We start from the raw sequence: 24682 nt of genomic DNA, 5'->3' as shown, positions 1-24682 counted from the left end.
CGGAGTTCAATATACGCTTAGCGGGCGACGCGGCCGGAGCCGTCGCCTTCGATGAGTTTATTTACTTCGTCTACGGTGACCAGGTTGGCGTCGCCGTAAATGGTGTGCTTGAGGCAGGAGGCTCCTACCGCGAAATCCAGGGCTTTTTGCTTGTCGTCCTTGAAGGTGAGGAGGCCGTAGATGAGGGCGGACATGAAGCTGTCGCCGCCGCCGACGCGGTCCACGATGTCGGTGATCTGGTAGGTCTCGGTCTCGTACAGCTTATCGCCGTCGTAGAGGACGCCCGACCAGCTGTTGTGGCTGGCGCTGACGGACCCCCGCAGGGTGGTGATGGTCATCTTGCAGCGGGGAAAGCGGTTCATGAGTTCCTTCAGCACGGGCAGGTACTTCTTGCCGTCCATTTCACCTCCGGCGGTGACGTCCACCTCTTCGGGGTGAAGGCCGAAGTGCTTCTCGGCGTCCTCCTCGTTGCCCAGGATGACGTCGCAGCCCTCGACGAGGTCGGGCATCACCTCCTTGGGGTCCTTGCCGTACTTCCACAGCTTGGCGCGGTAGTTGAGGTCGGTGGATACGGGCACGCCCAGGCGGTTGGCGGCCTGGATGGCCTCGAGGCAGGCGTCGGCGGCTCCCTGCGAAAGGGCCGGCGTGATGCCGGTCCAGTGGAACCAGTCGGCGTCCTTCAGGACGGCATCCCAGTCGACCATGCCCTTTTCGATGGTAGCCATGCCCGAGTAGGCCCGGTCGTAAACCACCTTCGAGCCCCGCTGAACGGCGCCCATTTCCAGGAAGTAGATGCCCAGGCGCTCGCCGCCGCGGATGACGTGGTCGGTCTTGACGTTGCGCTTGCGCAGTTCCATCAGCGCGCACTCACCGATGTCGTTATCGGGCAGACGGGTCACGAAGTGGGCGTCGAGGCCATAATTAGCGAGGGCCACGGCTACGTTGCTTTCTCCGCCACCGTAGACGACGTCGAAGCTGGAGGCCTGGCTGAAACGCAGGTGTCCCGGGGGGGTAAGGCGGAGCATGATCTCTCCGAAGGTGACAACTTTCATGCGGGGAAATTGAAATAGTTTTTAGCGTTGGTGTAACAGATGTTCTCGATCAGGCCGCCGATGAACTTGCGGTCGTCCGGCAGCAGTCCGCGCTCGATGTCCTGTCCGAACATATTGCAGAGCAACCGGCGGAAGTATTCGTGGCGGGGGAAGGAAAGGAAGGAGCGGCTGTCCGTGAGCATACCGACGAAGCGGCTGAGCAGGCCCATGTTGGACAGGGCGTTGATTTGTTTTTCCATGCCGTCGAGCTGGTCCAGGAACCACCAGGCGGAGCCGTACTGCATTTTGCCGGCGACGCTGCCGTCCTGGAAGTTGCCCATCATGGTGGCGATGACCTCGTTGTCGGCCGGGTTCAGGTTGTAAACGATGGTCTTGGTGAGCTGGTCGCTGCTGTCGAGGGTATTGAGCAGGCGGGCCAGGCCGCGGGCCTGCAGGAAGTCGCCGATGCTGTCCACGCCGGCGTCCGCGCCGAGCTTGCGCAGGATGCGGTCGTTGTTGTTGCGCAGGGCACCGAGGTGGAACTGCTGCGTCCAACCCAGGCGGTGGTACTCCTTGCAGAGCTCGACCAGCAGGGCCGTCTGGAACTGCTCGGCCTCGATACTGCCGACGGCCATGCCGGAGCGGATCTGGGAGAAGATGCTGCGGATCTCCTTATCGGTATACTCCGTGTCGCACAGCTCGTTGAGGCCGTGGTCGGAGATCCGGCACCCCAGTTCGTGGAAGTACTCCATGCGGCTGCGGAGCGCGTCGACCAGGTCGTCGTAGGTCCGGATATCGATATCGGCCACCTCGCCCAGCCGGTCGAGGTAGTCGGTATAGCCCGGCGCAGCGATGAGGATGGCCTTGTCCGGCCGGAAACCCGGCAGTACCTGACAGCCGAAGGGGTCCTCGCGGATGGCCCGGTGGTGGGCCAGGTCATCGGTGGGGTCGTCGGTGGTGCAGATCACCTTCACGTTCATACGCTTCACGAGGGAGCGGACGCTGAAGTCCGGCTGCTGCAGCTGCTCCGTACAGCGGTCGTAGACGGCATCGGCATTGTCCGGCCCCAGGAGGTCACTGACGCCGAAGTACCGGTCGAGTTCGAGGTGCGACCAGTGGTAGAGCGGATTGCGCATGGTATAGGGCAGGGTGGCGGCCCAGTTGCGGTGCTTCTCCCGGTCGGAGGCCGAGCCGGTGATGCCGTCCTCGGGGATGCCGTTGGCCCGCATGGCCCGCCACTTGTAGTGGTCGCCGCGCAGCCAGACGTCGGTCAGGTTCTTGAAGGAATGGTCGTTGGCCAGCTGAGCCGGAGGCAGATGGCAGTGGTAATCGATGATGGGCGCACCCGCGGCGTAAGTATGGTAGAGGTCGCGGGCCACGTCTGATTCCAGAAGGAAGTCGTCGGCGACAATAGGATTTTGCATGCGGTTAGGTGACGTTATCCGGCCAATATAGGAATCGAATACTGATCGATTGGCCGCCGCCGCCTTCTTCTGCGTCAAAAACACACAAATGTGGAAAATTGGGGTCTATATGTGTGATTCGGCTACCCCGTCCGCGGTCCGGTCCCTCAGATTTCTTCCCACATCACCTCCAGATTGACGTCGCGCAGCCGCTCGCCGAACCGCCATTCCGGGGCTCCGGGGATGGTTACCGTCTTTGCCTTCAGCGCCTCCAGGGAGGTGCCCTGCCGCTTTTCCTTTTTTACGTAGCGGCGCAGGCTCTTCAGGTAATTTTCGAAGGATTTCAGGTCGGCGCGGTCCCCGGTCACCGGGTAGGACTCCGCGGCGTGGCCGAAGATGAAGACCGTATCGCGGTCGTAGTGGCGGCGTATTTTCCGCATGACGGCGATCCAGTTGGTCAGGCTGCCGCCCGCGGCCGGATCGACGTAGGGGAACCGGCGGTTGAACAGCAGATCGCCCACGTGGGCCACGTTGGCATTTTCAAAGTGGATGACCGCGTCGCCTCCCGTGTGGGCGGGACCGAAATGCCGCGCGGTGACGGTCTCGTTGCCCTCCGGCAACACCAACTCCCAGTCCTTCGCGAAGGTGGTTTTCGGCAGCGGTACGGCCTCCCCCTCGGTCCGCGCGGCCTCCGCCGTTTCCAGGTTCTGCCGCGCCCGCTCGTGCATCACGTATTCCCGGGCCAGCGGGGCCACCACGCCATTGCCCCCGGTGTGGTCCCCGTGGTGGTGGGTGTTGATGAGCAGGTCGAGCCGTTTCGTGACGCCGTATACTTCCTCCAGCAGGGCCGCGGCCGGTTCCGGAAACTGCGAATCGACCACCACGCCCCCCACGCCGCCGTCCGGGCGGAAGTAACCGATCGTACCGCCACGGTTAGTGTAAAAGCCCACGTTGTTCCGGATGGGCGTCGAGGTCAGCGGTCGCGGCCCGGACCGCCCCAGCAACGATGTCAGCGGTGCCCCAAGGGCCAGGGCGGTAGACGTGGTAAGGAAGCGGCGGCGTTGCATGCAATCGGTATTTGCCGAAAAGGTAAGCATTGCAGACGCGAAGCCGGGCCGGGGCCGCAGGTGCGGTGCGGACCCGTCGGAAGATCACCAACTGGCTGGCGAACCGAAAAAGGAGGCGAAGCGACACCTGGGAAAACTAAACATTTTGTTGTTTTTTAGAATAATTGTATCTTTGTGCGTATATGACTATCAAGCTGCTCCACTGCGACGCCATCCGTCCCGACCGTCGCGCCATCGCCCGTACCCTCGAAGACATTGCCGACGACCTCGACGGCAATCTCGCCGCCGAATACACCGATATTCTTCTCGCCGGCTCCCCCGTTGAGGTGGAGGTGAGCTTCAACCAGAGCTCGGCCTACCGCGCCCTGCGGAAGCTGGACATCGAGTACGAGATCCTGGAATAGGGAGAAGTGGCCGCTGCGTTCCGGGGACCACGTGGATGCGCGTCCCGGAGTTTGCACGATCAAGTTCACCGTTCGGCCGGGGGGACCGGGTAGGGGACCGTACCCGCCATTTTGTGCACCTTGGCACCGAGCGCGGCCGTGTAGGCGGCCGCCGCCATCCACCAAACCCACTCAACACACCCTATGGATAAAGTACGTATCGACAAGTGGCTGTGGGCCGTCCGCATCTTCAAGAGCCGGACGCTGTCCGCCGACGTGATCAAGAAAGGTAAGGTCCGCCTGAACGGCGACCCCGTGAAGCCCAGCAGCAACGTGACCGTCGGCGACCGGCTGCTGGTGCAGAAGGAGGGCTTCAACCTCGACCTGGAAGTCGTCAAGTTACTGAACAAGCGCGTGGGCGCCCCCCTGGCGGTAGCCTGCTACGTCAATCATACCTCGGAGGACGAAATGAACAAATACAAGGACTGGTTCGTCGGCAAGTCGCAGGGCGAATTCCGCGAGAAGGGGCAGGGCCGGCCCACGAAGCGCGAACGCCGTGAGATCGAGACCTTCAAGGAGCAGCCGCTGTGGGACGACGGGGACGATAGCGAATAGACCGTACCTTCGCCCCCTTATTCCCCAATTATGGCAAAAGCCGAACCCGTAGGCGTCATCGGGGCGGGTACCTTCGGGACCGCCATGGCCAATCTGCTGGCCCGCAACACCGACGTACTCGTCTACAGCCGGAATCCGGAACTGACACAGCGCCTGAACCGCGAGCGCTTTCGCTTCGGCGTGCCGCTCCACGACCGCGTGCGACTGGTCAACGATTTCGGTGAGGTGGCCGACCGCTGTCAGCTCATCCTTCCCATCGTGCCCTCGGACAACTTCCGGGCCATGATGCGGGGCGTCACCGATCACCTGCGTCCGAGCCACGTGCTGATCCACGGTACCAAGGGACTGGACGTGACGGGGATCGACGAGCGGGACATCCCCACGACCGGCATCGAGCGCAAGAACGTTCACACCATGACCGACGTAATTCGCCAGGAAAGCGTGGTCGTGCGCGTCGGCGCGCTTACCGGTCCCAACCTGGCGCGGGAGCTGCTGGACGGGCAACCCTCCGCCTCCGTGATCGCCAGCAAGTTCGACGAGGTCATCAACCGCGCCAAGGTCGTGCTGAAGTCACGGCAGCTGCACGTTTTCGGCACCCATGACCTGCTCGGCGCCGAGCTGGCCGGCGTACTCAAGAACGTGATCGCGCTGGGCTCCGGCATCCTTAAGGGCGTCGGTCTGGGAAAAAATATCCAGGCCATGCTGATCACCCGCGGCCTGGTGGAGATGGTGCACTTCGGGCAGGCCCTGGGCAGCGACAAGCGGGCCTTCTTCGGTACCGCCGGCGTAGGTGACCTGATCGCCACGGCCACCTCGAAGAAGAGCCGCAACTATATGTTCGGCTACCGCATCGGATGCGGGGAGAGCCTGGAGGAGGTGACCGCCACCAGTCCGGAGCTCGCCGAGGGCGTGCGTACCCTGATGATTACCCGCCACCTGGCCCGCAGCCTGCGCCTGCGCGTGCCGATCACCGAAATGCTCTACCAGATCGTCTTCGAGCAGTACCCGGTGGCCGAGGCCATGAATTACCTGATAACCTACCCCTACGACGTCGACGTAGACTTCCTTTAAGCCGACCGCATGAAACTCAAGCCGCTCCTCCCGCACCTGATCGCCCTGCTCGTATTCTTCGTGACGGTCGTCGTAATGTTCTTGCCCCAGTTCCAGGGAAAAGGGTTGCAGCAGGGCGACATCGTACAGTACCGGGGCGCCTCCCGCGAATTCAACGAGTTCCGTGACCAGACGGGGGAGCGTACCAACTGGACCAACGCCATGTTCGGGGGGATGCCGACCTACCAGATCGCCCGCGTAAGCGCCGGCAACCAGCTGCGGCTGGCCGACCGCGCCTTCTTCGGCTTTATGGGCGGACCGGCCGGCTACGTCTTCTGCGGCATGCTCACCTTCTACCTCATGATGGTACTGCTGGGCGTCAACCCCTGGCTGAGTCTCGCCGGGGCGGTCACCGTCGGGATAGCCACCAACAACATCGTGCTGTACGGCGCGGGGCACGTCAGTAAGCTCGGCGTCATTATGTACTTGCCCCTGGTGGCTGCGGGTGTTCTCCTGGCGTTTCGCGAACGCTACCTGCTCGGCGGGGCCATCTTCGCCCTGGGAATGGGACTGGCCATTCTGGCCAACCACCCGCAGATGCTGTATTACTTTGGCCTGACGTTGCCCTTCCTGGGCGTTGCCGAGTTCATCCGTCACCTGCAGGCGGGCACGCTACCGGTATTCGGTAAGGCCATGGGCGTGCTGCTGGTGGGCCTCGGCCTGGCTATGGGGGCCGGTGCCAGTAACCTGCTTACCACCAGCGAATACCTGCCGCAGTCCATGCGCGGGGGGGCGGTACTGACGAGCGGGGCCGACGTCCCCGGGCAGGGCGAAACCGCCGACCCGGAGGGCGGCCTCGACTACGCCTACGCCATGCAGTGGAGCAACGGATTCAAGGACATGCTCGCCACCTACGCCCCCCTGGCCGCCGGTGGGGGTAGCGGACAGGAGATCGACCGCGATACCGACTTCGGGCAGGCCATGCGCCGGGCGGGCTTCCAGGTGCCGGCGACCTTCCCCGCCCCCCTGTACCACGGCAGCCTGCCGTTTACGGAGGGGCCGATTTACCTGGGCGCTGTGGCCTGGGCCCTGTTCATTTTCGGCCTGTTCGCGGCGGGGACCGGCGCGCGGGTCTGGCTGGGCGGCGGTACGCTGCTGATCTTCCTGCTGAGCCTAGGCAGCAACGCGGGGGCCATCAACCGCCTGCTCTTCGATCACCTGCCGCTGCTCAATAACTTCCGTACCCCCAACTCGGCCCTCAGCGTGGTAGCCTTTCTCATGCTGGCCCTGGGCATTCTGGGCGTCCAGCGGTGGTACACGCTCTACGAGGAGGATTCCGCAGCCGCCGGCCGGCAGCTGCGGTGGGCCGGCCTGACCGCGGGCGGCCTGGGGCTGCTGGTGATCGTGCTGGGCTTTACCCTGGACTTCTCCGCCGCCCAGGACGCGGCCCAGATCGCCCGCTTCACCGGGGGGCAGGGCGATGTCGGCCAGCTCGTCCCGGCGCTGGAGGCTACCCGCGCCGACGCCTACTTCTCCGATGCCATGCGCAGCTTCCTCTTCGTCGGGCTCACCTACGGCGCGCTCTACCTCCTCTGGAAAGGGACTCTGGGCCTCACCGTGGCCGCCGTGGCGGTCGGTGTGTTCGGGGTGGCGGACTTCGCGGGCATCGACGGCCGCTACCTGAGCCACGACGATTTCAAACCGGCGCGTGCCGTCGTCAACGCCGTGCAGCCGTCGCCCGCCGACCAGCAGATCCTGCAGGATCCCGACCCGAACTACCGCGTCCTTAACCTGTCGCGTCCCCTGGATCAGGACGCCTTCACGAGCTACTTCCATAAGAGCCTCGGCGGCTACTCGGCCGTCAAGATGCGCCGCTACCAGGACCTCATCGACGGCTACCTGGCCCCCCGGGATATGGACGTGATTAATATGCTGAACACCAAGTATATCCTGGTGCCGGGAGAAAACGGAGCGCTTACCGCCCAGCGCAACCCGGACGCCTACGGCAACGCCTGGCTGGTCGACGAGATCGACTACGTAGACGGACCGGACGCCGAATTCGCCGCGCTGGGTACGGTGCCGAACCTGCGTAGTACCGCGATCGTGGATGAATCCTTTGCACCCGCGCTCGCCGCCCTGGAACCCTCCGGCGAGGGAAGCGTGGAGCTGACCAGCTACGCGCCCAACAACCTCGAGTACCGCTTCTCCTCAAAGAGCGACCAGCTGGTGGTCTTTTCCGAAATATGGTACGGGCCCGACCTCGGCTGGGAGGCCACCATCGACGGGCAGCCCGCCGACCTGCTCCGGGCCAACTACGCCCTGCGCGCCCTGCGGGTGCCGGCCGGGGACCACATCATCACCATGACCTTCGCGCCGCGGAGTTATTCCCTGGGCCGTACCATCTCGCTGATTTGTAGCGTTCTAATTCTCGTGGGCGTGATCGGTGCCATCGTTTACCAGTACCGCACGCCCGTGAGAAGCTAGTACGCATGAAAAATTACCCCGAGCCCCTGTTCTTTTGTCTCATCCTTCTCCTGCTCGGCTGCGCGGAAGAGACCCTCGCTCCGCCCGCGTCGGATACCCTGGCGGAGTATTACCCGCTGGAGCTTAACCGCCCCGCCTACTACGCCGTCGATAGCGTGGTCCTGGTACCCGTACTCAACGGCACGCGCTACGATACTGCCCATCTGGAGGCCCGCGAGACCCTGGTGGAGACCTTCGTCGGCCCCGACGGGCGCACCGTATACCGCGGCGAGCGGTGGGAACGCGCCGACGATACCGCCCCCTGGACCTTCAAGCAGACCTTCACCGTCAGGCGGGCGGGCAATACGGTACAGCGCAGTGAGGACAACCTGACCTTTACCAAGCTCGTGCTCCCACTGCGGACCGGAGTGACCTGGGACGGCAACCGGGCCTTCGACGACACCCGCGACCTGGCGGTGGGCCCCGAATTCCTCGACGTGTACAACGGCTGGCAGTACGGCTACGCCGCTACCGATCTCTCGCTCACCCTGGATACCGGCCTGGCCCTCGACAGCGTGGCCACCGTCGCCCAGGCCAATACCGACAATCTGATCGACCTGCGGCAGGCCTACGAGCGATACGCCCCCGGCCTGGGCCGCGTGGAGCGCTACATCGACGCCCGCCATACCCAGTGCCGCACCTGCTGCGGAGGCAACACGGGAGAATGTGTCGACCTGGCGTGGGACCAAAAAGCCGAAAAAGGGATCGTCCTGCACGAAGTGCTTATCCGCAGAGACTGATGGGGGAAGGGGGCGCGGCGGCACGGATGGCCTACCGGGTGGCGCTGGCCGTGCTGCTTCTGCTGCTGACCGGCGCGGCCCTTACCTACCGGCAGCGGATGTTGTTCCTGGACCCGGCCTTTCTTACCTACGAGATCCTCGACGGCGGGTGGCCCGTCATATCGGAGCACCGCTACGGCGCCTACGTCACCCAGGCCTTTCCGTGGCTGACGGGCAGGATGGGGCTGCCGCTCCCTGCAGTGCTGTTGGCGTACTCCCTTAGCTTTTATCTTTTCTACACCGCGGTGGTGTTGGTCGTCGGGGGACGCTGGAAGCAGTACGGTCTGGCGACGCTACTGGTATGCTACCTCACCCTCATCGTGTCCGATGGCTACTACTGGCCCAACAACGAGATCCACCAGGCCGTAGCTTACCTCATCCTCTTTCTGGGCGCATACACCTACGTGGATACCCGCAAGCAGGGCGTTACCTGGTGGCAGTACCTGCTGCTTTCCCTACTAGTGGTCTTGGCCACCAATACCCACCTGCTGGTGGCGCCGTCCCTGGCCTACCTCTGGATATACCTCGGTCTGGAAGGCGTCCACCAACCGTGGCGGCGCGCGCAGGTGCGGCGCTGGCTGTGTTTTTCGCTGGTCATCGGCTGCGGCGGTGTGGCGCGCTACGCCTGGAGCCGCGACAGCTGGTACGACGGGCATAAACTGAAGGGGGTCGCTAATCTAAGCTGGGACACCCTTACCGCAAGTCTGACCAACGGGCAGAGCACCACCATGCAGCAGTACCTGCTCCACGACTACTGGCTGTTGCTGCCCGTGGCCCTGCTCGGCGCAGCTGCCCTCTTGCGGGAGCGGCGCTGGTGCCAGCTGGCCGCCACGGTCGGCGCGGCGGCGGGCTACTACCTGCTGGTATGCCTGACCTACCCGGGAGCCTTCGACCGGGATATGCTTTTCTACGTCGAGAGTGAGTGGATGGGCTTCGGGCTTATCTTGGCTACCCCCTTCGTGCTGCACTTTATTCCGCTGCTGCGCAATCGCGCGAAAGTGGCCGCGCTAGGGATGCTACTGGTATTCGGTATTCGTCTGGCGGCGATCGCCGGGAGCTATGGGTACTTCGACCGGCGGCTGACCAACCTTACGACCCTGGTCGGAGAATTGCGGGAGCTGCCTGGTACCAAGTTCGTCCTGGAGCCGGCGGATGCTTACGCACCCTACTTCGGCATGCACTGGGGACTACCGAACGAAACGCTGTTGCAGGCGACGCTCGGGGGGCAGGAGCCCGCGGTGACCCTCAAGCCACTGAGCCCCGGCCAGTACGATACCCTCTCCCCGCGGGTGTACCTCGGCAGCTTCCGCATTGAACCGATCCGCGCGATGAACGGTACCTACTTTAGCCTCGATAGCCTGCAACCGTACCGGAACCTCACGGCCCGGGAGCGGGACGCCATCGCGGCAAAATTGCAGAAGCTGCCCGATCGCTGACCGGAAAGCCGGTCAACTTTTGGGGTCCCAATGCCTTTTACCTACTTTAGCCAGCGAATTTTCGCTAAACGATCATGATATGACCTCCACTCCCTCCCGTCACATTCGCCGCGTCGCGGTCTTAGGTTCCGGCGTCATGGGTTCCGGCATCGCCTGTCACTTCGCCAACGTCGGCCTGGAAGTGCTGATGCTCGACATCTTGCCCCGCGATATGGATGCGACCGAGACCCGCTCCGCCGTACGCAACTCGGTAGCCGCCCAGGCCCTGCAGGCGGCCATTAAGTCCAAGCCCGCCCCGCTGTACGATAAGGACTTCGTCAAGCGCATCACGGTGGGCAACTTCACCGACGACATGGAGCAACTCGGCGACTACGACTGGATCATCGAGGTGGTAGTCGAGCGGCTGGACATCAAGCAGAAGGTGCTCAAGCAGGTGGATGAGGTGCGCCGCAGGGGCAGCCTGGTCACCACCAACACCTCGGGTATCCCCATCCGGATGATCCAGGAGGGGATGAGCGAGGATTTCCGGCAGCACTTCTGCGGGACCCACTTTTTCAACCCCGCGCGCTACCTGCGGCTGTTCGAGATCATTCCCGGTCCCGATACCAAGGAGGAGGTGCTCGACTTTTTCATGCGGTACGGGCAGCTTTACCTGGGCAAGACGACCGTCATGGCGAAGGATACCCCCGCCTTCATCGGTAACCGCATCGGGGTCTTCAGCCTCTCGAAAAGCTACCAACTCACCGACGACCTCGGCCTGCGGATCGAAACGGTGGACAAGCTCACCGGTCCCGCCCTCGGGCGGCCGAAGACCGGCACCTTCCGGCTGGGCGACCTGGTGGGCCACGACACCGGCGCCCACGTGATGACCGGTATTCGCGAGAACGCCCCCGACGACGAGGCCAGCGCGGTGATGGAGATCCCCCAGTATTACCAGTTCCTGCTTGACAACGATTTCCTGGGCAACAAATCCGGGCAGGGCTTTTACAAAAAGACCACCGACGACGAGGGTAACCGCGTCATCCTCGGCCTGAACCTGAAAACCCTGGAGTACGAGGCACCGCAGCGGGAAGACCTGCCCAGCCTGAAGACCGCCAAGCAGATCGACGACCTGCCCCGCCGGGTACAGGCCTTGTTCAAGGCCGAAGACAAGGGTGGGGAATTCGTCCGCCGCATGCTGGCCGGGCTGTTCGCCTATTCCGCCAACCGCATCCCCGAGATCAGCGACAACATCTACAGCATCGACGACGCCATGCGCGCCGGTTACGCCTGGAAGATGGGGCCCTTCGAGTACTGGGACGCGGTAGGCCTCCAGGCCGGTATCGACGCCGCGGAAGCCGACGGAGCTACCCTGCCGCAGTGGGTGAAGGACATGCAGTCCGCCGGCCACGACACCTTCTACAAGCGGGAGGACGGCAAGCTCAAGTACTACGACCTGGAGAGCCAATCCTACAAAGTAAAGCCGGGTACGGAGGCCTTCATCATCCTGGATAACTACCGCGAGCAGACGCCGGTCTACCAGAACAGCGAGGTGACCCTCCACGACATCGGCGACGGCGTAGCCTGCCTGGAATTCACCAGTGCCCACAACAGCATCGGCGAGGGCGTACTGCGCGGCTACCAGGAGGCCATCACGAAACTGGAGGAAGAGGGCTGGCGCGGCATGGTCCTCGGTAACAACGCCGACAACTTCAGCGTGGGCGCCAACCTGATGCTCATCGCGCAGCTGGCGTACCAACAGGAATTCGACGAGCTCAACCAGGCCGTCAACCTCTTCCAGCAGAGCGTGATGCGGCTGCGCTACTCGGCCATCCCGGTGGTCGCGGCGACGCAGGGCTACGTCTTCGGCGGCGGCTGCGAAAGCCTGATGCACTGCGACGCGGGCGCCGTGGCCGCGGAAAGCTACATCGGACTGGTGGAAGCCGGCATCGGCGTGATCCCGGGCGGGGGCGGCACCAAGGAATTCGCCCTGCGCGCCAGCGACAGCTTCTTCGAGGGCGACGTGATGATCCCGACGCTGATCGACCGCTTCAAGACGGTCGCGATGGCTTCCGTCTCCACCAGCGGCTACGAAGCCTACAACTACGGGTACCTGATCGAGGGCCGCGACAAGATCGTGGTCAACAAGGACCGCAACATCACCGAAGCCAAGAGCATGGTCCTGGACCTGGCCAACGACGGCTACACGATGCCCCGGCAGCGCGACGACATCACCGTGCTCGGTCGCGGTGGACTGGCCGCCCTCTACGCCGCCGCCAACGAGCTGCAGAAGGGGCATTTCGCCAGCGCCCACGACATCAAGATCGCCAAGAAGATCGCCTGGGTACTCTGTGGCGGTGACCTCACCGGCACCCAGCAGGTAAGCGAGCAGTACCTCCTGGACATCGAGCGGGAAGCCTTCCTGAGCCTCTGCGGCGAACAGAAGACGCTCGAGCGGATCCAGCATATGTTGCAGACGAATAAGCCGCTTCGGAACTAGGGGACCTAGAGACTCAGGGACTTAGGGACTTAGGGATTAGGGACCTGGGGATTGTCTGACGATGGATTTCAGTCGCTCATCGAAATTTTTAAATGCGTGATTTGGGGGGTACCAAGATTAGCAGCTTTTCACCTCCAAATTTTGAGTCATGCATCAGTTTCAAAAATTAAATGTCTGGGAAAAAGCTATGGAATTGACCACCGCAGTTTATGAATCGACTAAATGCTTTCCGCGGGAAGAGACCTACGGACTCACCCAGCAGCTGCGGCGTGCGGCAGTATCTATTCCCTCCAATATCGCCGAAGGGGCGTACCGAAATTCCGATAAGGAATTTAATCACTTTCTGGGAATCTCTGCAGGCTCAGCGGGGGAAGTCTATACACAGTTGGAATTGGCCAAACGGTTGGGCTACCTGCCCGGCGAGCGCGCCGAATACCTCATGGCGGAATCGGATAGCATCAAACGCATGCTCTACAATTTTCAGCGACACCTGAAAGCAAAACAGTAAGCAAGTCCCAATTCCACAAATCCCTTGGTCTCAGATCCCAAATCTTGTAGTCCCTTAATCTCAAGTCACAGAATCTCTTAGTCCCACCTATTCAATCCAAACCAAAACTTAAAGATCAACCATCATGCGAGAAGCATATATCATAGACGGACTGAGAAGCGCCGTAGGCAAAGCCGGTCGTGGCGGGTTTAAGAACTTTCGCTCCGACGACCTCGCCGTGCGGGTTATTAAGGCGCTGTTTGAGAAGAACGACAAGATCGACCCGCAACTGGTCGACGACGTCTTCGTTGGCTGTGCCAACCCGGAAGGGGAACAGGGCCTGCAGGTGGGCCGGCAGATCAGTCTGCGCGCCCTCGGTAAATCCGTGCCCGGCGTGACCGTCAACCGCTACTGCGCCAGCGGCCTGGAGACCATCGCCATGGCAGTGGCCAAGGTAAAGGCGGGCATGGGTGACGTCTTCGTCGCCGGCGGGGCCGAGAGCATGAGCCATATTCCCATGACGGGCTACAAGCTCGCCCCCAGCTACGAGGTCGCCAGCACCACGCCGGACTACGTCGTCAGTATGGGCATCACCGCCGAGGCCGTAGCCAAGAAGTATAACGTGACCCGCGAGGAGGCCGACCGGTTCAGCGTTCGCAGCCACGAACGCGCCGCCGCGGCCATCGACGGGGGCCGCTTTGCGGACCAGATCGTGCCCATCGAGGTGGAGGAGGTATTCGTCAAGGACGGTAAGCGACAGACCAGTTCCCACACCGTGGAGGTGGACGAGGGCGTACGCCGGTCCACCAGCATGGAAGGCCTGGCCAAACTGCGGCCCGTTTTCCAGCAGGACGGCGTCGTGACCGCCGGTAACAGCAGCCAGACCAGCGACGGCGTCGCCTTCGTCATCGTGATGAGCGGGGAGATGGTCCGTCAGCTCGGCCTAGAGCCCATCGCCCGCCTGGTCAGCTGCTCCGTGGGGGGCGTCGACCCGCTGTACATGGGCATCGGTCCCTGCGTGGCCATCCCCAAGGCACTCAAGCAGGCCGGCCTCGACCTGAGCGACATCCAGCTGGTCGAGCTCAACGAGGCCTTCGCTACCCAATCCCTGGCCGTCATCAAGGAAACCGGGCTGGACCCCGAGATCGTCAACGTCAACGGCGGCGCCATCGCGCTCGGCCATCCCCTGGGCTGTACGGGAGCGAAGCTTTCCATCCAGCTGCTCGACGAAATGAAGCGCCGTGACCTGAAGTACGGCATGGTCACCGCCTGCGTCGGCGGCGGCCAGGGCATCGCGGGTATCTACGAACGGCTCTAGTGTACCAGGAACCGGCGGCGGTACAGCCCGTCCTCCAGCCGGAGGGTGAGGTAATACATCCCCGACGGCCAGGACCGCACGTCGAGTCTCAGTAGGGTAGTGGGTCCGGTACCGGCGTCGCCGGTGACGACTAGCCGGCCCCGCCCGTCGAACACCTCGAGCCCCATCACCCGCTGTTCGGGGAAGGTGGCCTGCACCCACTCCGTGGCGGGGTTGGGGTAGAGCGCGAGGTCGGCGTCGATTCCATCGTGGCAGGGGGCAATGTGCGCCAGTAGGCGGTTGACGGGGACGGGCTTCCCGTCGAATTCCACCGGATGGACGACGTCCTGCCCGTTTTGGTGAATGATCCGGTAGACTAGGCCGCCGAAGCCCCAGAGGGTATAGAGGTCTTCCGGAGTATTCGGGGGGAGCTGCGTCACCGAAGTACGGTTGGTAGGTACCGCAGGGAAGCCGACCAGGTATTCCACGCCCGGCTCGAGGTAATCGATGGGGCCATTGCAGTCCCAGCCGTCACCCGACCAGAGGTAGATCACTTCGCCCGCACGGAACGGCCCCGCTTCAGATTCCAGAATGCGTACCTGGAAGACCGGGGCGTAGGAGCTGCCGTCGGCTTGCTCCTCCCACCGTACGGCTTCGCCCCGCAGCCGGACCACGGCCTGCTGCGCGGCACCGGCTTCGGCGAGTTCCTCCGCCCTTCCGCAGAAGGTGTCCACGGTCACCCAGCTGCAGCTCCGGCCGGAAGTGGAAGCGAGGAGGAAGGTGAGTAAGAGGAGCCTGAGCATACTGGACTTTATTGGGTAGACGGTACAGCGTCTGGCCGGCGTTGGTACGTTAGGGAAAAGTATCCCGATCATTCAACCGACCATGGAACGCGATCGCACCGACCACCTGCGGCGGGAACTGCTCGAGCTCGCCAACGACCACTTCCCGGCCGCCGCCCGCCGGGGCGGGTACCCCATCGTCCACAACCACTGCTTCCTGCGGGTGGTCTACGATAATTTATTTTCCGAAAAGTGGCAGCGGGTGCTCGATCCTAAAAAAGCCGCCATCCGGCAACTGGACGAAACGCAATTGCGACGGGCCATCGACCTGGGCAAGCAAGTACTGGCCGACCCCGCAACCTGCAAAATCCTCAACGAGCGATCGCTCCGCTGGCGGCGCGGCGGGTAGGCAACCTGCCCACCCGGCGGGGCGTTTTCAGCTCCATGATTAGCTTCTTCTTCGCCACGCTGGGTTCCCTCTTTTCCGTCGTCAACCCCTTCGGCGCGGTACCCATGTACCTTACGCTGACCAACGATTACAGCGCCCGGGAACGGTCGAACACCGCCCAGCGCACGGCCCTGTACTTCATGATGATTCTGATCGTGTTCTTCTTCGCCGGTACGGTGATCCTGAGCTTCTTCGGTATCTCCCTCAACGCGCTCCGCATCGCGGGCGGCCTTATCATCGTCAACAGTGGGTATGGCCTGCTCAACAGCAAGGCCGAGCGCCGGCGCATCTCCCACGAGATCGAGGAGGAAGCCCAGGCCAAGGAGGATATTAGCTTCACGCCCATGGCCATGCCCATGCTGTCCGGACCCGGCAGTATATCCCTACTGATCGGCCTTTCCGCCGCTGACCTCGGGTGGGAAAACAGCCTCCTCATCGTGGGGGTCGTGGCGGTGATGGCCCTGCTCGTCTTCGTCACCCTCCACTATGCGCCCGTGCTCTTCCGTCTGCTGGGGCGCGCAGGCCTTTCCGCCCTCAGCCGCATCATGGGCTTTCTGGTGATGGCGATCGGTATCCAGTTGCTCGTCGGGGGCATCGTCAGCCTGGTGGGCGATATCTGGCCGCAGGTGGAACTATCCCGGAAGTAAACTTTATTTGACCGCTCCCGGAAGCTTCTATCGCGCGAAATTATCGTGTAGGTACAGGCATTTGCGGGGGTGGGCGACGACCGCTTCCGCCGACCGCCCCCCAGCCTGGTGCGGCGCGGCCGCAGGAGCAGTGAACTATGCGGGACAGCCTGACGTATTGGTAGGGCGTTCGGCATCCTGCGTGGTGCCCATTCCGAACCGAATTTGACCCCTTGAAGACTACCCTTATTCTAGGCGCTACGCCCAACCCCACCCGGTATGCTTACCTGGCCGCCGAACGGCTGACCGCCCGTGGTCACCCGATCGTCCCGGTAGGCATCAAGACGGGAAAGGTCTTCGGTCAGGAAATTCTGAACGGAAAGCCGGACGTTCCCGCAATCGATACCGTAACGCTTTACCTTAGTGCCCGCCACCAGCCGGAGTACTACGACTGGCTACTGCGCGTCGCCCCCAGGCGGATCATTTTTAACCCCGGCACCGAGAATCCCGAATTGAGCCGACTGGCCCGGGAGGCCGGGATCGAAGCCGTGGCTGGCTGTACGCTCGTCATGCTGGCGGGGGGCAACTACTGATCCCCGGAGCCGCCCGGTTTTCGTGAACGTAGTCTCTGCTTCACCGTTGTGAAGTGAATCGATTTCACTAAGTATACTTTCCAGCCGCTTATGCCGGCTGCGTAATCACACCCCATGATAAAAGAAGAATCCATTGCGCTGCTCCAGCGTAAGAAGCCCTATGGCAAGTTTGGTGACATTGAGATCTGGCCCGGCCGCCCGTATCCACTCGGCGCGACCTGGTCGGAGGAAGGGGTGAACTTCGCCGTATTCAGCGAACGCGCCGACCGGGTAGATTTATCCCTCTTTCGTCGGGAAAGCCCGGACGTGGAGGAATACCGTATCCAGCTAATGGAGCAGACCGACCAGATCTGGCACTGCTTCATTCCGAACCTGGAAACGGGCTGGCGCTACGGCTACCGCGCCCACGGTGCCTGGAACCCCAAGGAGGGTTGTCTCTACAACCCCAATAAGTTGCTCATCGATCCCTACACCAAGGCGATCGATGGGACCATCGACTGGCACCCGGCCGTATTCCCGTACCCCATTGAGGACAAGGACCCCCTGCGCTACCTCGAGATGGACGAGCGCGACAGTGCGCCCTACATCACCAAGGGCGTGGTCATCGATACCGCCTACGACTGGGAAGGCGACGTGCAACTGGAAACCCCCATGCACGAAACCGTGATCTACGAGATGCACGTGAAGGGCCTTACCGAGCAACATCCCGACCTTCCGGAAGATATCCGCGGTACGTATTCCGGGCTGGCCCACCCCGCGGTGATCGCTTACCTGAAGGATCTGGGTATCACGGCGGTGGAGCTGATGCCGGTGCACCATTTCGTGCAGGACAGCCACCTCATCGACAAGGGCCTTCGCAATTACTGGGGCTACAACTCCCAGTCCTTTTTCGCTCCCCATGCCGACTACGCGGCCTCCGGGCGCGCGGGCGAGCAGGTGAAGGAATTCAAGGACATGGTCAAGGCCCTGCACAAGGCCGGGCTGGAGGTTATCCTCGACGTCGTCTACAACCATACCGCCGAGGGCAACCACTACGGCCCCATGCTGGGCATGAAGGGGCTCGATAACCAGGTATACTATCGCCTGGTCGAAAACGACAAGGAATTCTACATGGACTACACAGGCACGGGCAACACCGTGAACATGGTCCATAACCGTTCCCTGCAGCTCGTAATGGACAGCCTGCGGTACTGGGTCACGGAGATGCACGTCGACGGCTTCCGCTTCGACCTGGCCAGTGCGCTGGCCCGTGGCCTCTACGAAGTAGGCAAACTGAGTACCTTCCTGGATACGATCCACCAGGACCCGATCATCAGCCAGGTCAAACTGATCGCCGAGCCCTGGGACGTAGGCCCCGGCGGATACCAGGTAGGTGCCTTCCCCGTCCTCTGGTCGGAATGGAACGGCAAGTACCGCGACAGCGTACGGGAGTTCTGGAAAGGGGACGCCGACGGCGTAGCCGACCTTGCCTTCCGTCTGACCGGCAGCAGTGACCTCTACGAACTCAGCGGCCGCCGCCCCGCGGCGAGTATCAATTTCGTGACCGCCCACGACGGCTTCACGCTGCGCGACCTCTACAGCTATAATGAAAAGCACAACGAGGCCAACGGGGAGGATAACCGCGACGGCGAAAGCCACAACAGCAGTTGGAACTGCGGCGTCGAAGGGCCCACCGATGACCCCGAGATCAATGCCCTGCGGCTGCGCATGCAACGCAATCAGCTGGCGACCCTGATGCTGAGTCAGGGCGTACCGATGATCAGCATGGGCGACGAGTACGGCCGCAGCCAGCAGGGTAACAACAACGCTTACTGCCAGGACAACGAAATCAGCTGGTTTAACTGGGACTGGACCGACGAACAGAAGGCCCTGCACGCGTTCACCCGTTACCTGATTACCCTGCGGCGCGAAAATCCCGTTTTCCACCGCCGGCGCTTCTTCAGTGGTCTTAAGATCAAGGAAACCGAGATTGGTGATATCCTCTGGCTCAACCCCGCCGGCCACGAGATGACCGCCGCCGACTGGAACGACGGCAACCAGCTCAGCGTAGGCATGATCCTCAACGGCGAGGGCATGGACGAGTACGATGAGCGCGGCCGGCGCATCAAGGACGACATCTTCCTCCTGATCCTCAACGGCTACTGGGAAGGTGTGGAGTTTACCCTCCCCGGCGTGCGCGAATTCACCCGCTGGGAACTGATGGTGGATACCCACACCAGTGATATCCCCAAGCCGAAAGAATACACGGCCGACGAGCCCTTCCTCCTCGGCCCCCGCAGCCTCTACCTGTTCCGCCTCAAGCTGCAGAAGGCCAACCGCACGGCGACCGGCAACCGCAAGGTGTCGATTGTGGAGCAGGTGCGTAAATTGCTGCAGATGATTCAGGAGTAAGCCTATGCAGTTACTGACCCACGACCAGATCAACGCCAAGGTCACCCGGCTGGCGATGGAGATCCTGGAGCGGAATACCGAAGAGAGCGAACTCTATATCCTCGGCATAAACAACCGGGGTATGGAGCTCGCCCGCCGCTTGCAGCACGAGCTGCAGCGCATTTCGGATGCCCCCCTCCACCTCTGGAACCTGCGGATTTCCCCTTCCGACCCCCTCGCCGCCGGCCCCGAACTGGACCACGACGTGCGGGAACTCAACGGCAAGCCCGTGCTCGTCGTCGACGACGTCGCCAATACCGGCCGCACCCTCTTCTACGCCCTGGGCGCCCTGCAGGCAGTGCTGCCCAGCAAGATCGAGGTCGGCGTGCTGGTGGACCGGCGGCACAAGAACTGGCCGATCTACGTGACCTACAGCGGGATGGTCTTGTCCACCACCCTCGGCGACAATATCCTCGTAGAGTTCGGGGAGAAGGACGTCGCCCTCCTCGAGTAAGCCCTATTCGGGCGTTCCGGCCAGGTCGACGCCGACCGTCAGGTAAAAGGTGCGCGGCGCGCTGGGCAGGATGCCCGGTCCCGGGTAGCCGGTCGCCCGGCGGGTGAAGTAGATCTCGTCGGTCAGGTTATTGACCCCGGTTTCCACGCGAAGCCACTGCCACCGGTACGCCAGGCTGAGGTCGGCCACGCCGTAGGCCGGGATAGCGCCCACGATGCCGCTCTGGTTGTCGCGGCGGTCCTGGGGCGCATTGCTGGCGTCGGTGAATTGCCGGGAGAGGTAGGTGTACTGCAGCGTACCGAGGAGGTTGGCGTACCCGAACCGCAGTCCCGCCTTCACGTTGGCCCGCGGGATGAATTCCACCTCGCGGCCCTCCACGCCCGGTATCTCCGAGCGGACGTACCGCGACCGCGTGAGGCTCAGGTTGGAGAAGGCAGTCGCGGTATAGGGCCGCTTTTCCCCGCCGGCCACCCGGTCGAGGATGCGCCATTCCACCAGGCTTTCCAGTCCGTAAAGTAGCGCCGTACCGATGTTGCCCCGGCGGCGCACCACGCGGCCCGTTTCCACCGTACGGCCGTCGGCGTCGGTGCGCACCTCCGGGGTGAGCACCTCGCCGAGCCGGTTGCCGTAGCGAATGAGGAAGCCGTTACCGGCGTAGTTGAACCGCCCCTTGCGTCCGCGAAGGCCGGCATCCGCCGTGTAGCCGCGCTCGTCGCGGATGTCCGGATCCACCTGAAAGCTGGGGTTGACGGTGCGGATGTCGTTGAAGGTGACCGAGCGGTAGTTCTGACTGACGTTGGCGAAAAGCTCCAGCGCCTCGCTCCGGCGGTAGCTGGTCCCCACGCCCAGGAGCAGCAGGTTGCGCTCGAAGGTGCGGTCGTCGGCGAATTCCTCGTCGCGGATGGGATTGCCCGCGAGGTCAAAATCGAAGCGGCGGTAGGTGCCGCGGCTCTCCGTACGGATGTACTCGAAGCGGGCCCCCGGCGTGATGCTGAGGCGGTCGCTGAGGTAGAAGATATGCTCCCCGAAGACGGCTACGTTGCGGTTTGGAAAGGTGAACTGGCTCTGGTTCGGGTAGCTGGGAAAGCGGTCCGTGGCCAACCGGAAATCAGCGTCGTCGCCCGCGCTGCCGGGCCCCTGTACCGCGGCGTTGTTGGCCCGGTAGACCTTGGCGCCGACTAGGGCCACTGCCTCCTGTCCACCGAGGGTATAGCGGTGCAGCAGGCGGGCCTCGGCTCCGTAGTTGCGGAATCGGCCGACGAGCAGGTCGCGCGGGGCGTCGGGGTCGTCGGTCTGGCTCACCCGGTTGGTGCGGAAACCTACGGCCCGGCGCCCCGCGTCCAGGCCGAACACGCTGAGGCTGGCGTTCGTGCGCGGACTGAAGCGGTGGTCCACCCGTAGGTTGTACAGCTTCCAGTCCACCGCGAACCAGTTGCGCGTCCGGTTGCTGCCGTAGGGATCCCGGTAGAACTGGGCATCCGTCAGTCCGCCGGGTTGCTGCGCGAGGTAGTCCAGGTAGGTGAATTCGGCCGCCACCCTGGTGTTGGGCGCGGACGCAGGTGCCAGGTCCACGTGGACGAAGGCGTTGTGCGCCCGGTAGCCGCTGTTGGGGCGGAATCCGTCGCCGCGTTTGAAATTGTGGAAGGCGTAGTACCCCACGGGGCCGAGCTGACCACTGAGCCGGTTGAAGGAAGTGAACAGCCCGTTGGAGCCCACCGTCTGCCGGCTCAGCAGGCTGATCGGTCGCCGCCGGTCCGGCTCGTGGAAGACGAAGTTGACCAGGCCCCCAAACTGGGTACCGTACTGCAGGCTGGCCGCCCCCCGCACCACTTCGATGCGCGCGAGCGCCTCCGCCGGCGGGGTGTAGTAGCTCTCTGGGTAGCCCAGCACGTCGGCGCTGATGTCGTAGCCGTTCTGGCGGGTGTTGAAGCTGGCCGAGCGGTTGGGATCGAGGCCGCGCCCGCCGATGTTGAGCTGCAGGCCGGCGTCGTCGTTCTCGTAGATGTTGAGGCCGGATACCTCGGCGTAGATCTGCCGGGCCTGGTTGGTCGCCAGGTTGACGGTCAGTGCCTCGAGGCTCACCACCTCCGTCTTCCGGCCCGCGTAGATGGCCGTGCCCTCCACGGCCCGCAGGCGGGTGAGGGCCTCCCGCCGGCGGGCCTCCGCCACGACCGTGACGGAGCTGAGGTCCTGGCTCAGCCGCTGAAGGGTGACCGTGAGCGCCGGCTGCGCCCCCGTCAGCTCCAGTTGGCGCGTGGCGTAGCCGACGGCGAACACGGTAAGGGTGGCCCGGCCCGCCGCGGGCAGGGCCACCACCGCCTCCCCCCGCACATCGGATGTGGTGAGGCGACCGGTCTCCGCGACGTAAAGTTCCGTGCCGGGCAGGGCGCCGCCGCTGCTGTCCACCACCGTTACGCGCACCGACTGCTGGGCGGCGGTCCACAGGGAGAGCAGAAGGAATAGTAGAAGCAGCGAACCGCGGTCAAAAGCCATAGATGGTGTCTTCGAAGGGCAGTAGCCAGGTACACGGCGGTGCGTCGGGTGAAATTTCGGTGAGGTCGAGCTCCGGGTCGACGTAGCGGGTACTGAGTCGTCCGTTGAGGGCCACGTAACTGTCTACGTACACCCGTGGGTCAGCCATTCCGCGCGACCGGTAGTGGTCGGCCAGAAAGTGACCGAACTCCAACAGGAAATCCGGCTGGGTGGCCATCTGCTTTTCCTGGAAGGCGGTAAGGAACTCGCGGTTGTTGACCACCACGCGGTCACCCGTGGCGGCGTCTTCCACCCGGAAAGTGGCCATGCCGGCCTTTTCCATCAGCATGACGCGCCACGAGAAACGGTAGCCGTTTTCGGTCCAGAACACCTCGCCGGGGTGCAGCAGGTACCGCCAGGGGAACAGCAGGTGAAAGGCCAGGACTACGGCAACCGCCACGCGACGGGCCGGCGACACCGGCGCGCAGGCGGTGGCTACGGTATCGCGGCCAGCCCGGAGGAGGGCCGCGATCCGGTCCAGGATCTTGGCGTGGGTGGCCGGCTCAAGAAAGATGAGGGCGCTGACGATCATGATCCAGGGGAACATGCCGATGGGGAAGAGCACCCACGTCAGGAAGTGGAATACGACCACGAGTACGAAACCCAGGTGGCGGGTACGCGGCGCCAGCAGCAGAAAGGGGATGACCAGATCGTACAGCGCGCCGCCCCAGGCGAAAGCGTAGTGTACCCAGCGTTCCTGCATCCACGCACCCAGCAGCGGCAGGTGGGCGCGGGCCGGTAGCCAGGTGGCGAGGGGCTGGGCGTCGAGCAGCCAGTCGCTGTTCAGCTTGGCCACACCGGCGTAGAAGTAGACCACCGCCACGAAAAGCCGGAGGGCGTTGATGTATACCGAGTTGACCCGGCACCCGCGCGCCGCCGCAATCCCCGCCGGGATGGGGATCCAGAAGAGGAGGAGGGCCATGAGGCTGACGAAGTAGTAGTGGTTGAGGTAGGTGGTCTTGTCCATCAGCTCGATGTAGGTGAAGCCGAGGAAGAAAACGGCCGTGGCCAGGCGGTAGCGGTAGCCGACGGTAATGCAGGCCGCCGCCACGCCGACGACGGCGAAGAGCAAATAGGTCCAGTCGCCCAGCGGCTTGACCCAGTCGAAGTAGCGGTAGGAAAAGAAGAACTGGGGCCAGATGTACAACTTTTCGATCCAGCCGTACACCCAGAAGCGGACGATGCCCAGGAGCATCATCAGCCCGAAGCCGATGCGGAACACCACCAGGGGGGCCGCGCTAGTCTCCGTCTGCGTCCACATAGTCGACGTTGATGCTGAGGGCCTGCAGGAGGTCGACCTTGAGCAAGATCACGTTGGCCTGCAGGGCATCGTAGAGGCGCAGCATGGGGGTATTGACGAGGCGTACCTGGGTGGCGAAGTCGGCGTTGAGGTCGGTGGCGATCGCGTCGGCGGATACGAAGCCCGCATCGATGCGCTCGCTGAGCAGTTGCCCGTCGCGCTCGACGCGCAGGGCGTCGAGGTAGTCCGCCAATCCGGGCTCCGAGCGGTAGAACGCCCGGCCGGCGGCCAGGGCTTCCAGGAAAAGCCGCTTGCTGAGCGCGCCGTGGTAAATGGCCTCGGCCAGTTCGGGCCGGGGTTCGCTGGAGAAGACGCCGGCGGGGATGCCGACCTTTCCGGCGCGCAGGTTGCGCTCGTACCAGTAGAGGAAGTCATTGACGGTGCGGTCCACGGAGGCGGTGGCGCTGCTGCCGGCGCTGGCGACGTAATCGTCGCGGTAGCCGTCTTGCCACCCAGAGAGCGCCTGCCCGCTAAGGGTAGAGATCCGGCCGGCGATTTCCGCGATTCGGGCGCGGTGCAGCGCGGGGTCCTCGACGCCGAAGAGGAGGAAGTCGAGGGCGGGCATGCCCTGTACGTCGGTGTTGGCGGGCAGCTCGTAGACGATCTCCTGCCGGGCCGTGAGCCGCTGGGTATCGGTGGGGTAAGTATTTACCTGCTCCCGCAGCCGGACCGATTCTCCGGGGCCGGTCATGTAGGGCGACACGCGCTGCCACGCGAGGTAGGCTTCCTCGAACTGCTCTTGCAGGCGGCCGAGGGAGGCCTCGGTAGGCTCGGTGGCGTAGTCGGTGGCCGCGGCGGATTGTGCGGCGGCGGCGGCCGAGAAGTCTTCGAAGGCGGGGACGATGAGGTCGTCGGCCCAGTGCCGGAGCAGGGTGGCTCGGTCGAAGGTAGTAGTGGCCTCGTCCGGCTCGGTTTCGGACTGACAGCCGAGCAGGAGCAGCAGGGCGATGGGCAGCAAGCGGAGCAT

Annotated in this window: 21 protein-coding genes; 14 read left to right on the top strand and 7 right to left on the bottom strand. The window is 63.5% G+C overall.

Features of this window, described 5'->3' with window-relative positions; genetic code table 11:
• Positions 1 to 17: 17 nt before the first annotated feature.
• The 3 genes from DQG19_RS03400 to DQG19_RS03390 form a co-directional block, all read right to left on the bottom strand.
• Complete coding sequence (locus DQG19_RS03400; RefSeq protein WP_116124793.1) at positions 18 to 1052, bottom strand: sugar kinase; 1035 nt, start codon at positions 1050 to 1052, stop codon at positions 18 to 20.
• A complete protein-coding gene (uxaC, locus tag DQG19_RS03395; RefSeq protein ID WP_116124792.1) occupies positions 1049 to 2455 on the bottom strand; it encodes a glucuronate isomerase in 1407 nt (468 codons plus the stop codon). Before uxaC ends, DQG19_RS03400 begins: the two co-directional genes overlap by 4 nt.
• Before the next feature lie 146 nt (positions 2456 to 2601).
• Positions 2602 to 3501 carry an MBL fold metallo-hydrolase gene (locus tag DQG19_RS03390; RefSeq protein WP_116124791.1) on the bottom strand — a complete coding sequence of 300 codons (900 nt, stop codon included), beginning with the start codon at positions 3499 to 3501 and terminating at the stop codon, positions 2602 to 2604.
• A gap of 182 nt (positions 3502 to 3683) precedes the next feature.
• Between DQG19_RS03390 and DQG19_RS03385 the strand changes: the two genes are divergently transcribed.
• The 9 genes from DQG19_RS03385 to DQG19_RS03345 all read left to right on the top strand — a co-directional run bounded on the left by DQG19_RS03385 (position 3684) and on the right by DQG19_RS03345 (position 14571).
• On the top strand, positions 3684 to 3905 hold the full coding sequence (locus DQG19_RS03385) for a hypothetical protein (RefSeq protein WP_116124790.1): 222 nt from the start codon (positions 3684 to 3686) through the stop codon (positions 3903 to 3905).
• A gap of 183 nt (positions 3906 to 4088) precedes the next feature.
• Complete coding sequence (locus DQG19_RS03380; protein ID WP_116124789.1) at positions 4089 to 4499, top strand: RNA-binding S4 domain-containing protein; 411 nt, start codon at positions 4089 to 4091, stop codon at positions 4497 to 4499.
• 30 nt (positions 4500 to 4529) lie between these two features.
• The gene (locus tag DQG19_RS03375) at positions 4530 to 5570 is read left to right on the top strand and encodes an NAD(P)H-dependent glycerol-3-phosphate dehydrogenase (RefSeq protein ID WP_116124788.1); all 1041 of its coding nucleotides are present in this window, start codon (positions 4530 to 4532) and stop codon (positions 5568 to 5570) included.
• A gap of 9 nt (positions 5571 to 5579) precedes the next feature.
• Positions 5580 to 8033 carry a YfhO family protein gene (locus DQG19_RS03370; RefSeq protein WP_116124787.1) on the top strand — a complete coding sequence of 818 codons (2454 nt, stop codon included), beginning with the start codon at positions 5580 to 5582 and terminating at the stop codon, positions 8031 to 8033.
• 5 nt (positions 8034 to 8038) lie between these two features.
• Positions 8039 to 8812, top strand: a complete 774-nt coding sequence (locus DQG19_RS03365) for a hypothetical protein (RefSeq protein WP_116124786.1) — start codon at positions 8039 to 8041, stop codon at positions 8810 to 8812.
• On the top strand, positions 8812 to 10287 hold the full coding sequence (locus DQG19_RS03360; protein ID WP_116124785.1) for a hypothetical protein: 1476 nt from the start codon (positions 8812 to 8814) through the stop codon (positions 10285 to 10287). The genes DQG19_RS03365 and DQG19_RS03360 overlap by 1 nt, the downstream gene beginning before the upstream one ends.
• 79 nt (positions 10288 to 10366) lie before the next feature.
• Positions 10367 to 12766, top strand: a complete 2400-nt coding sequence (locus DQG19_RS03355; RefSeq protein ID WP_116124784.1) for a 3-hydroxyacyl-CoA dehydrogenase/enoyl-CoA hydratase family protein — start codon at positions 10367 to 10369, stop codon at positions 12764 to 12766.
• A gap of 148 nt (positions 12767 to 12914) precedes the next feature.
• Positions 12915 to 13274, top strand: a complete 360-nt coding sequence (locus DQG19_RS03350; RefSeq protein WP_116124783.1) for a four helix bundle protein — start codon at positions 12915 to 12917, stop codon at positions 13272 to 13274.
• Positions 13275 to 13398: 124 nt separating this feature from the next.
• The gene (locus tag DQG19_RS03345) at positions 13399 to 14571 is read left to right on the top strand and encodes a thiolase family protein (protein WP_116124782.1); all 1173 of its coding nucleotides are present in this window, start codon (positions 13399 to 13401) and stop codon (positions 14569 to 14571) included.
• Here the strand turns inward: DQG19_RS03345 and DQG19_RS03340 are convergent.
• The gene (locus DQG19_RS03340; protein ID WP_157974289.1) at positions 14568 to 15353 is read right to left on the bottom strand and encodes a T9SS type A sorting domain-containing protein; all 786 of its coding nucleotides are present in this window, start codon (positions 15351 to 15353) and stop codon (positions 14568 to 14570) included. The genes DQG19_RS03345 and DQG19_RS03340 overlap by 4 nt on opposite strands.
• A gap of 82 nt (positions 15354 to 15435) precedes the next feature.
• Between DQG19_RS03340 and DQG19_RS03335 the strand changes: the two genes are divergently transcribed.
• The 5 genes from DQG19_RS03335 to DQG19_RS03315 all read left to right on the top strand — a co-directional run bounded on the left by DQG19_RS03335 (position 15436) and on the right by DQG19_RS03315 (position 19883).
• Positions 15436 to 15741 carry a hypothetical protein gene (locus DQG19_RS03335; RefSeq protein ID WP_198661641.1) on the top strand — a complete coding sequence of 102 codons (306 nt, stop codon included), beginning with the start codon at positions 15436 to 15438 and terminating at the stop codon, positions 15739 to 15741.
• Positions 15742 to 15776: 35 nt separating this feature from the next.
• Entirely contained in the window at positions 15777 to 16427 is a 651-nt protein-coding gene (locus DQG19_RS03330; protein WP_116124780.1) for a MarC family NAAT transporter, read from the top strand.
• Between the two features lie 212 nt (positions 16428 to 16639).
• Positions 16640 to 16999 (top strand): CoA-binding protein, encoded by a 360-nt coding sequence (locus tag DQG19_RS03325; RefSeq protein ID WP_116124779.1) that lies wholly within the window; start codon positions 16640 to 16642, stop codon positions 16997 to 16999.
• 114 nt (positions 17000 to 17113) lie between these two features.
• Positions 17114 to 19390 carry a glycogen debranching protein GlgX gene (gene glgX, locus DQG19_RS03320; protein WP_116124778.1) on the top strand — a complete coding sequence of 759 codons (2277 nt, stop codon included), beginning with the start codon at positions 17114 to 17116 and terminating at the stop codon, positions 19388 to 19390.
• A 4-nt stretch (positions 19391 to 19394) separates the two neighbouring features.
• Complete coding sequence (locus DQG19_RS03315; protein WP_116124777.1) at positions 19395 to 19883, top strand: phosphoribosyltransferase family protein; 489 nt, start codon at positions 19395 to 19397, stop codon at positions 19881 to 19883.
• 3 nt (positions 19884 to 19886) lie between these two features.
• On the opposite strand, the gene DQG19_RS03310 is transcribed toward DQG19_RS03315, so the two are convergent.
• Genes DQG19_RS03310 through DQG19_RS03300 form a run of 3 tightly spaced genes read right to left on the bottom strand, consistent with a single transcriptional unit; the run spans position 19887 to position 24682 of the window.
• On the bottom strand, positions 19887 to 22376 hold the full coding sequence (locus tag DQG19_RS03310; protein ID WP_116124776.1) for a TonB-dependent receptor domain-containing protein: 2490 nt from the start codon (positions 22374 to 22376) through the stop codon (positions 19887 to 19889).
• Positions 22366 to 23676 carry an HTTM domain-containing protein gene (locus DQG19_RS03305; RefSeq protein WP_116124775.1) on the bottom strand — a complete coding sequence of 437 codons (1311 nt, stop codon included), beginning with the start codon at positions 23674 to 23676 and terminating at the stop codon, positions 22366 to 22368. The genes DQG19_RS03310 and DQG19_RS03305 overlap by 11 nt, the downstream gene beginning before the upstream one ends.
• Positions 23654 to 24682 (bottom strand): imelysin family protein, encoded by a 1029-nt coding sequence (locus DQG19_RS03300; protein WP_116124774.1) that lies wholly within the window; start codon positions 24680 to 24682, stop codon positions 23654 to 23656. The genes DQG19_RS03305 and DQG19_RS03300 overlap by 23 nt, the downstream gene beginning before the upstream one ends.

The organism is Lewinella sp. IMCC34183 (assembly GCF_003390915.1).
Lineage (GTDB): Bacteria > Bacteroidota > Bacteroidia > Chitinophagales > Saprospiraceae > Neolewinella.
This window is presented reverse-complemented; position numbering and strand designations above follow the sequence as displayed.

Bases quoted from the DNA above. Each gene is read 5' to 3' on its own strand.
- DQG19_RS03400 (WP_116124793.1), bottom strand. From the start codon at position 1,052: ATGAAAGTTGTCACCTTCGGAGAGATCATGCTCCGCCTTACCCCCCCG.
- DQG19_RS03380 (WP_116124789.1), top strand. From the start codon at position 4,089: ATGGATAAAGTACGTATCGACAAGTGGCTGTGGGCCGTCCGCATCTTC.
- DQG19_RS03370 (WP_116124787.1), top strand. From the start codon at position 5,580: ATGAAACTCAAGCCGCTCCTCCCGCACCTGATCGCCCTGCTCGTATTC.
- DQG19_RS03385 (WP_116124790.1), top strand. From the start codon at position 3,684: ATGACTATCAAGCTGCTCCACTGCGACGCCATCCGTCCCGACCGTCGC.
- DQG19_RS03310 (WP_116124776.1), bottom strand. From the start codon at position 22,376: ATGGCTTTTGACCGCGGTTCGCTGCTTCTACTATTCCTTCTGCTCTCC.
- DQG19_RS03390 (WP_116124791.1), bottom strand. From the start codon at position 3,501: ATGCAACGCCGCCGCTTCCTTACCACGTCTACCGCCCTGGCCCTTGGG.
- DQG19_RS03300 (WP_116124774.1), bottom strand. From the start codon at position 24,682: ATGCTCCGCTTGCTGCCCATCGCCCTGCTGCTCCTGCTCGGCTGTCAG.
- DQG19_RS03360 (WP_116124785.1), top strand. From the start codon at position 8,812: ATGGGGGAAGGGGGCGCGGCGGCACGGATGGCCTACCGGGTGGCGCTG.
- DQG19_RS03355 (WP_116124784.1), top strand. From the start codon at position 10,367: ATGACCTCCACTCCCTCCCGTCACATTCGCCGCGTCGCGGTCTTAGGT.
- DQG19_RS03375 (WP_116124788.1), top strand. From the start codon at position 4,530: ATGGCAAAAGCCGAACCCGTAGGCGTCATCGGGGCGGGTACCTTCGGG.
- glgX (WP_116124778.1), top strand. From the start codon at position 17,114: ATGATAAAAGAAGAATCCATTGCGCTGCTCCAGCGTAAGAAGCCCTAT.
- DQG19_RS03315 (WP_116124777.1), top strand. From the start codon at position 19,395: ATGCAGTTACTGACCCACGACCAGATCAACGCCAAGGTCACCCGGCTG.
- DQG19_RS03340 (WP_157974289.1), bottom strand. From the start codon at position 15,353: ATGCTCAGGCTCCTCTTACTCACCTTCCTCCTCGCTTCCACTTCCGGC.
- DQG19_RS03345 (WP_116124782.1), top strand. From the start codon at position 13,399: ATGCGAGAAGCATATATCATAGACGGACTGAGAAGCGCCGTAGGCAAA.
- DQG19_RS03350 (WP_116124783.1), top strand. From the start codon at position 12,915: ATGCATCAGTTTCAAAAATTAAATGTCTGGGAAAAAGCTATGGAATTG.
- DQG19_RS03330 (WP_116124780.1), top strand. From the start codon at position 15,777: ATGATTAGCTTCTTCTTCGCCACGCTGGGTTCCCTCTTTTCCGTCGTC.
- DQG19_RS03305 (WP_116124775.1), bottom strand. From the start codon at position 23,676: ATGTGGACGCAGACGGAGACTAGCGCGGCCCCCCTGGTGGTGTTCCGC.
- uxaC (WP_116124792.1), bottom strand. From the start codon at position 2,455: ATGCAAAATCCTATTGTCGCCGACGACTTCCTTCTGGAATCAGACGTG.
- DQG19_RS03365 (WP_116124786.1), top strand. From the start codon at position 8,039: ATGAAAAATTACCCCGAGCCCCTGTTCTTTTGTCTCATCCTTCTCCTG.
- DQG19_RS03335 (WP_198661641.1), top strand. From the start codon at position 15,436: ATGGAACGCGATCGCACCGACCACCTGCGGCGGGAACTGCTCGAGCTC.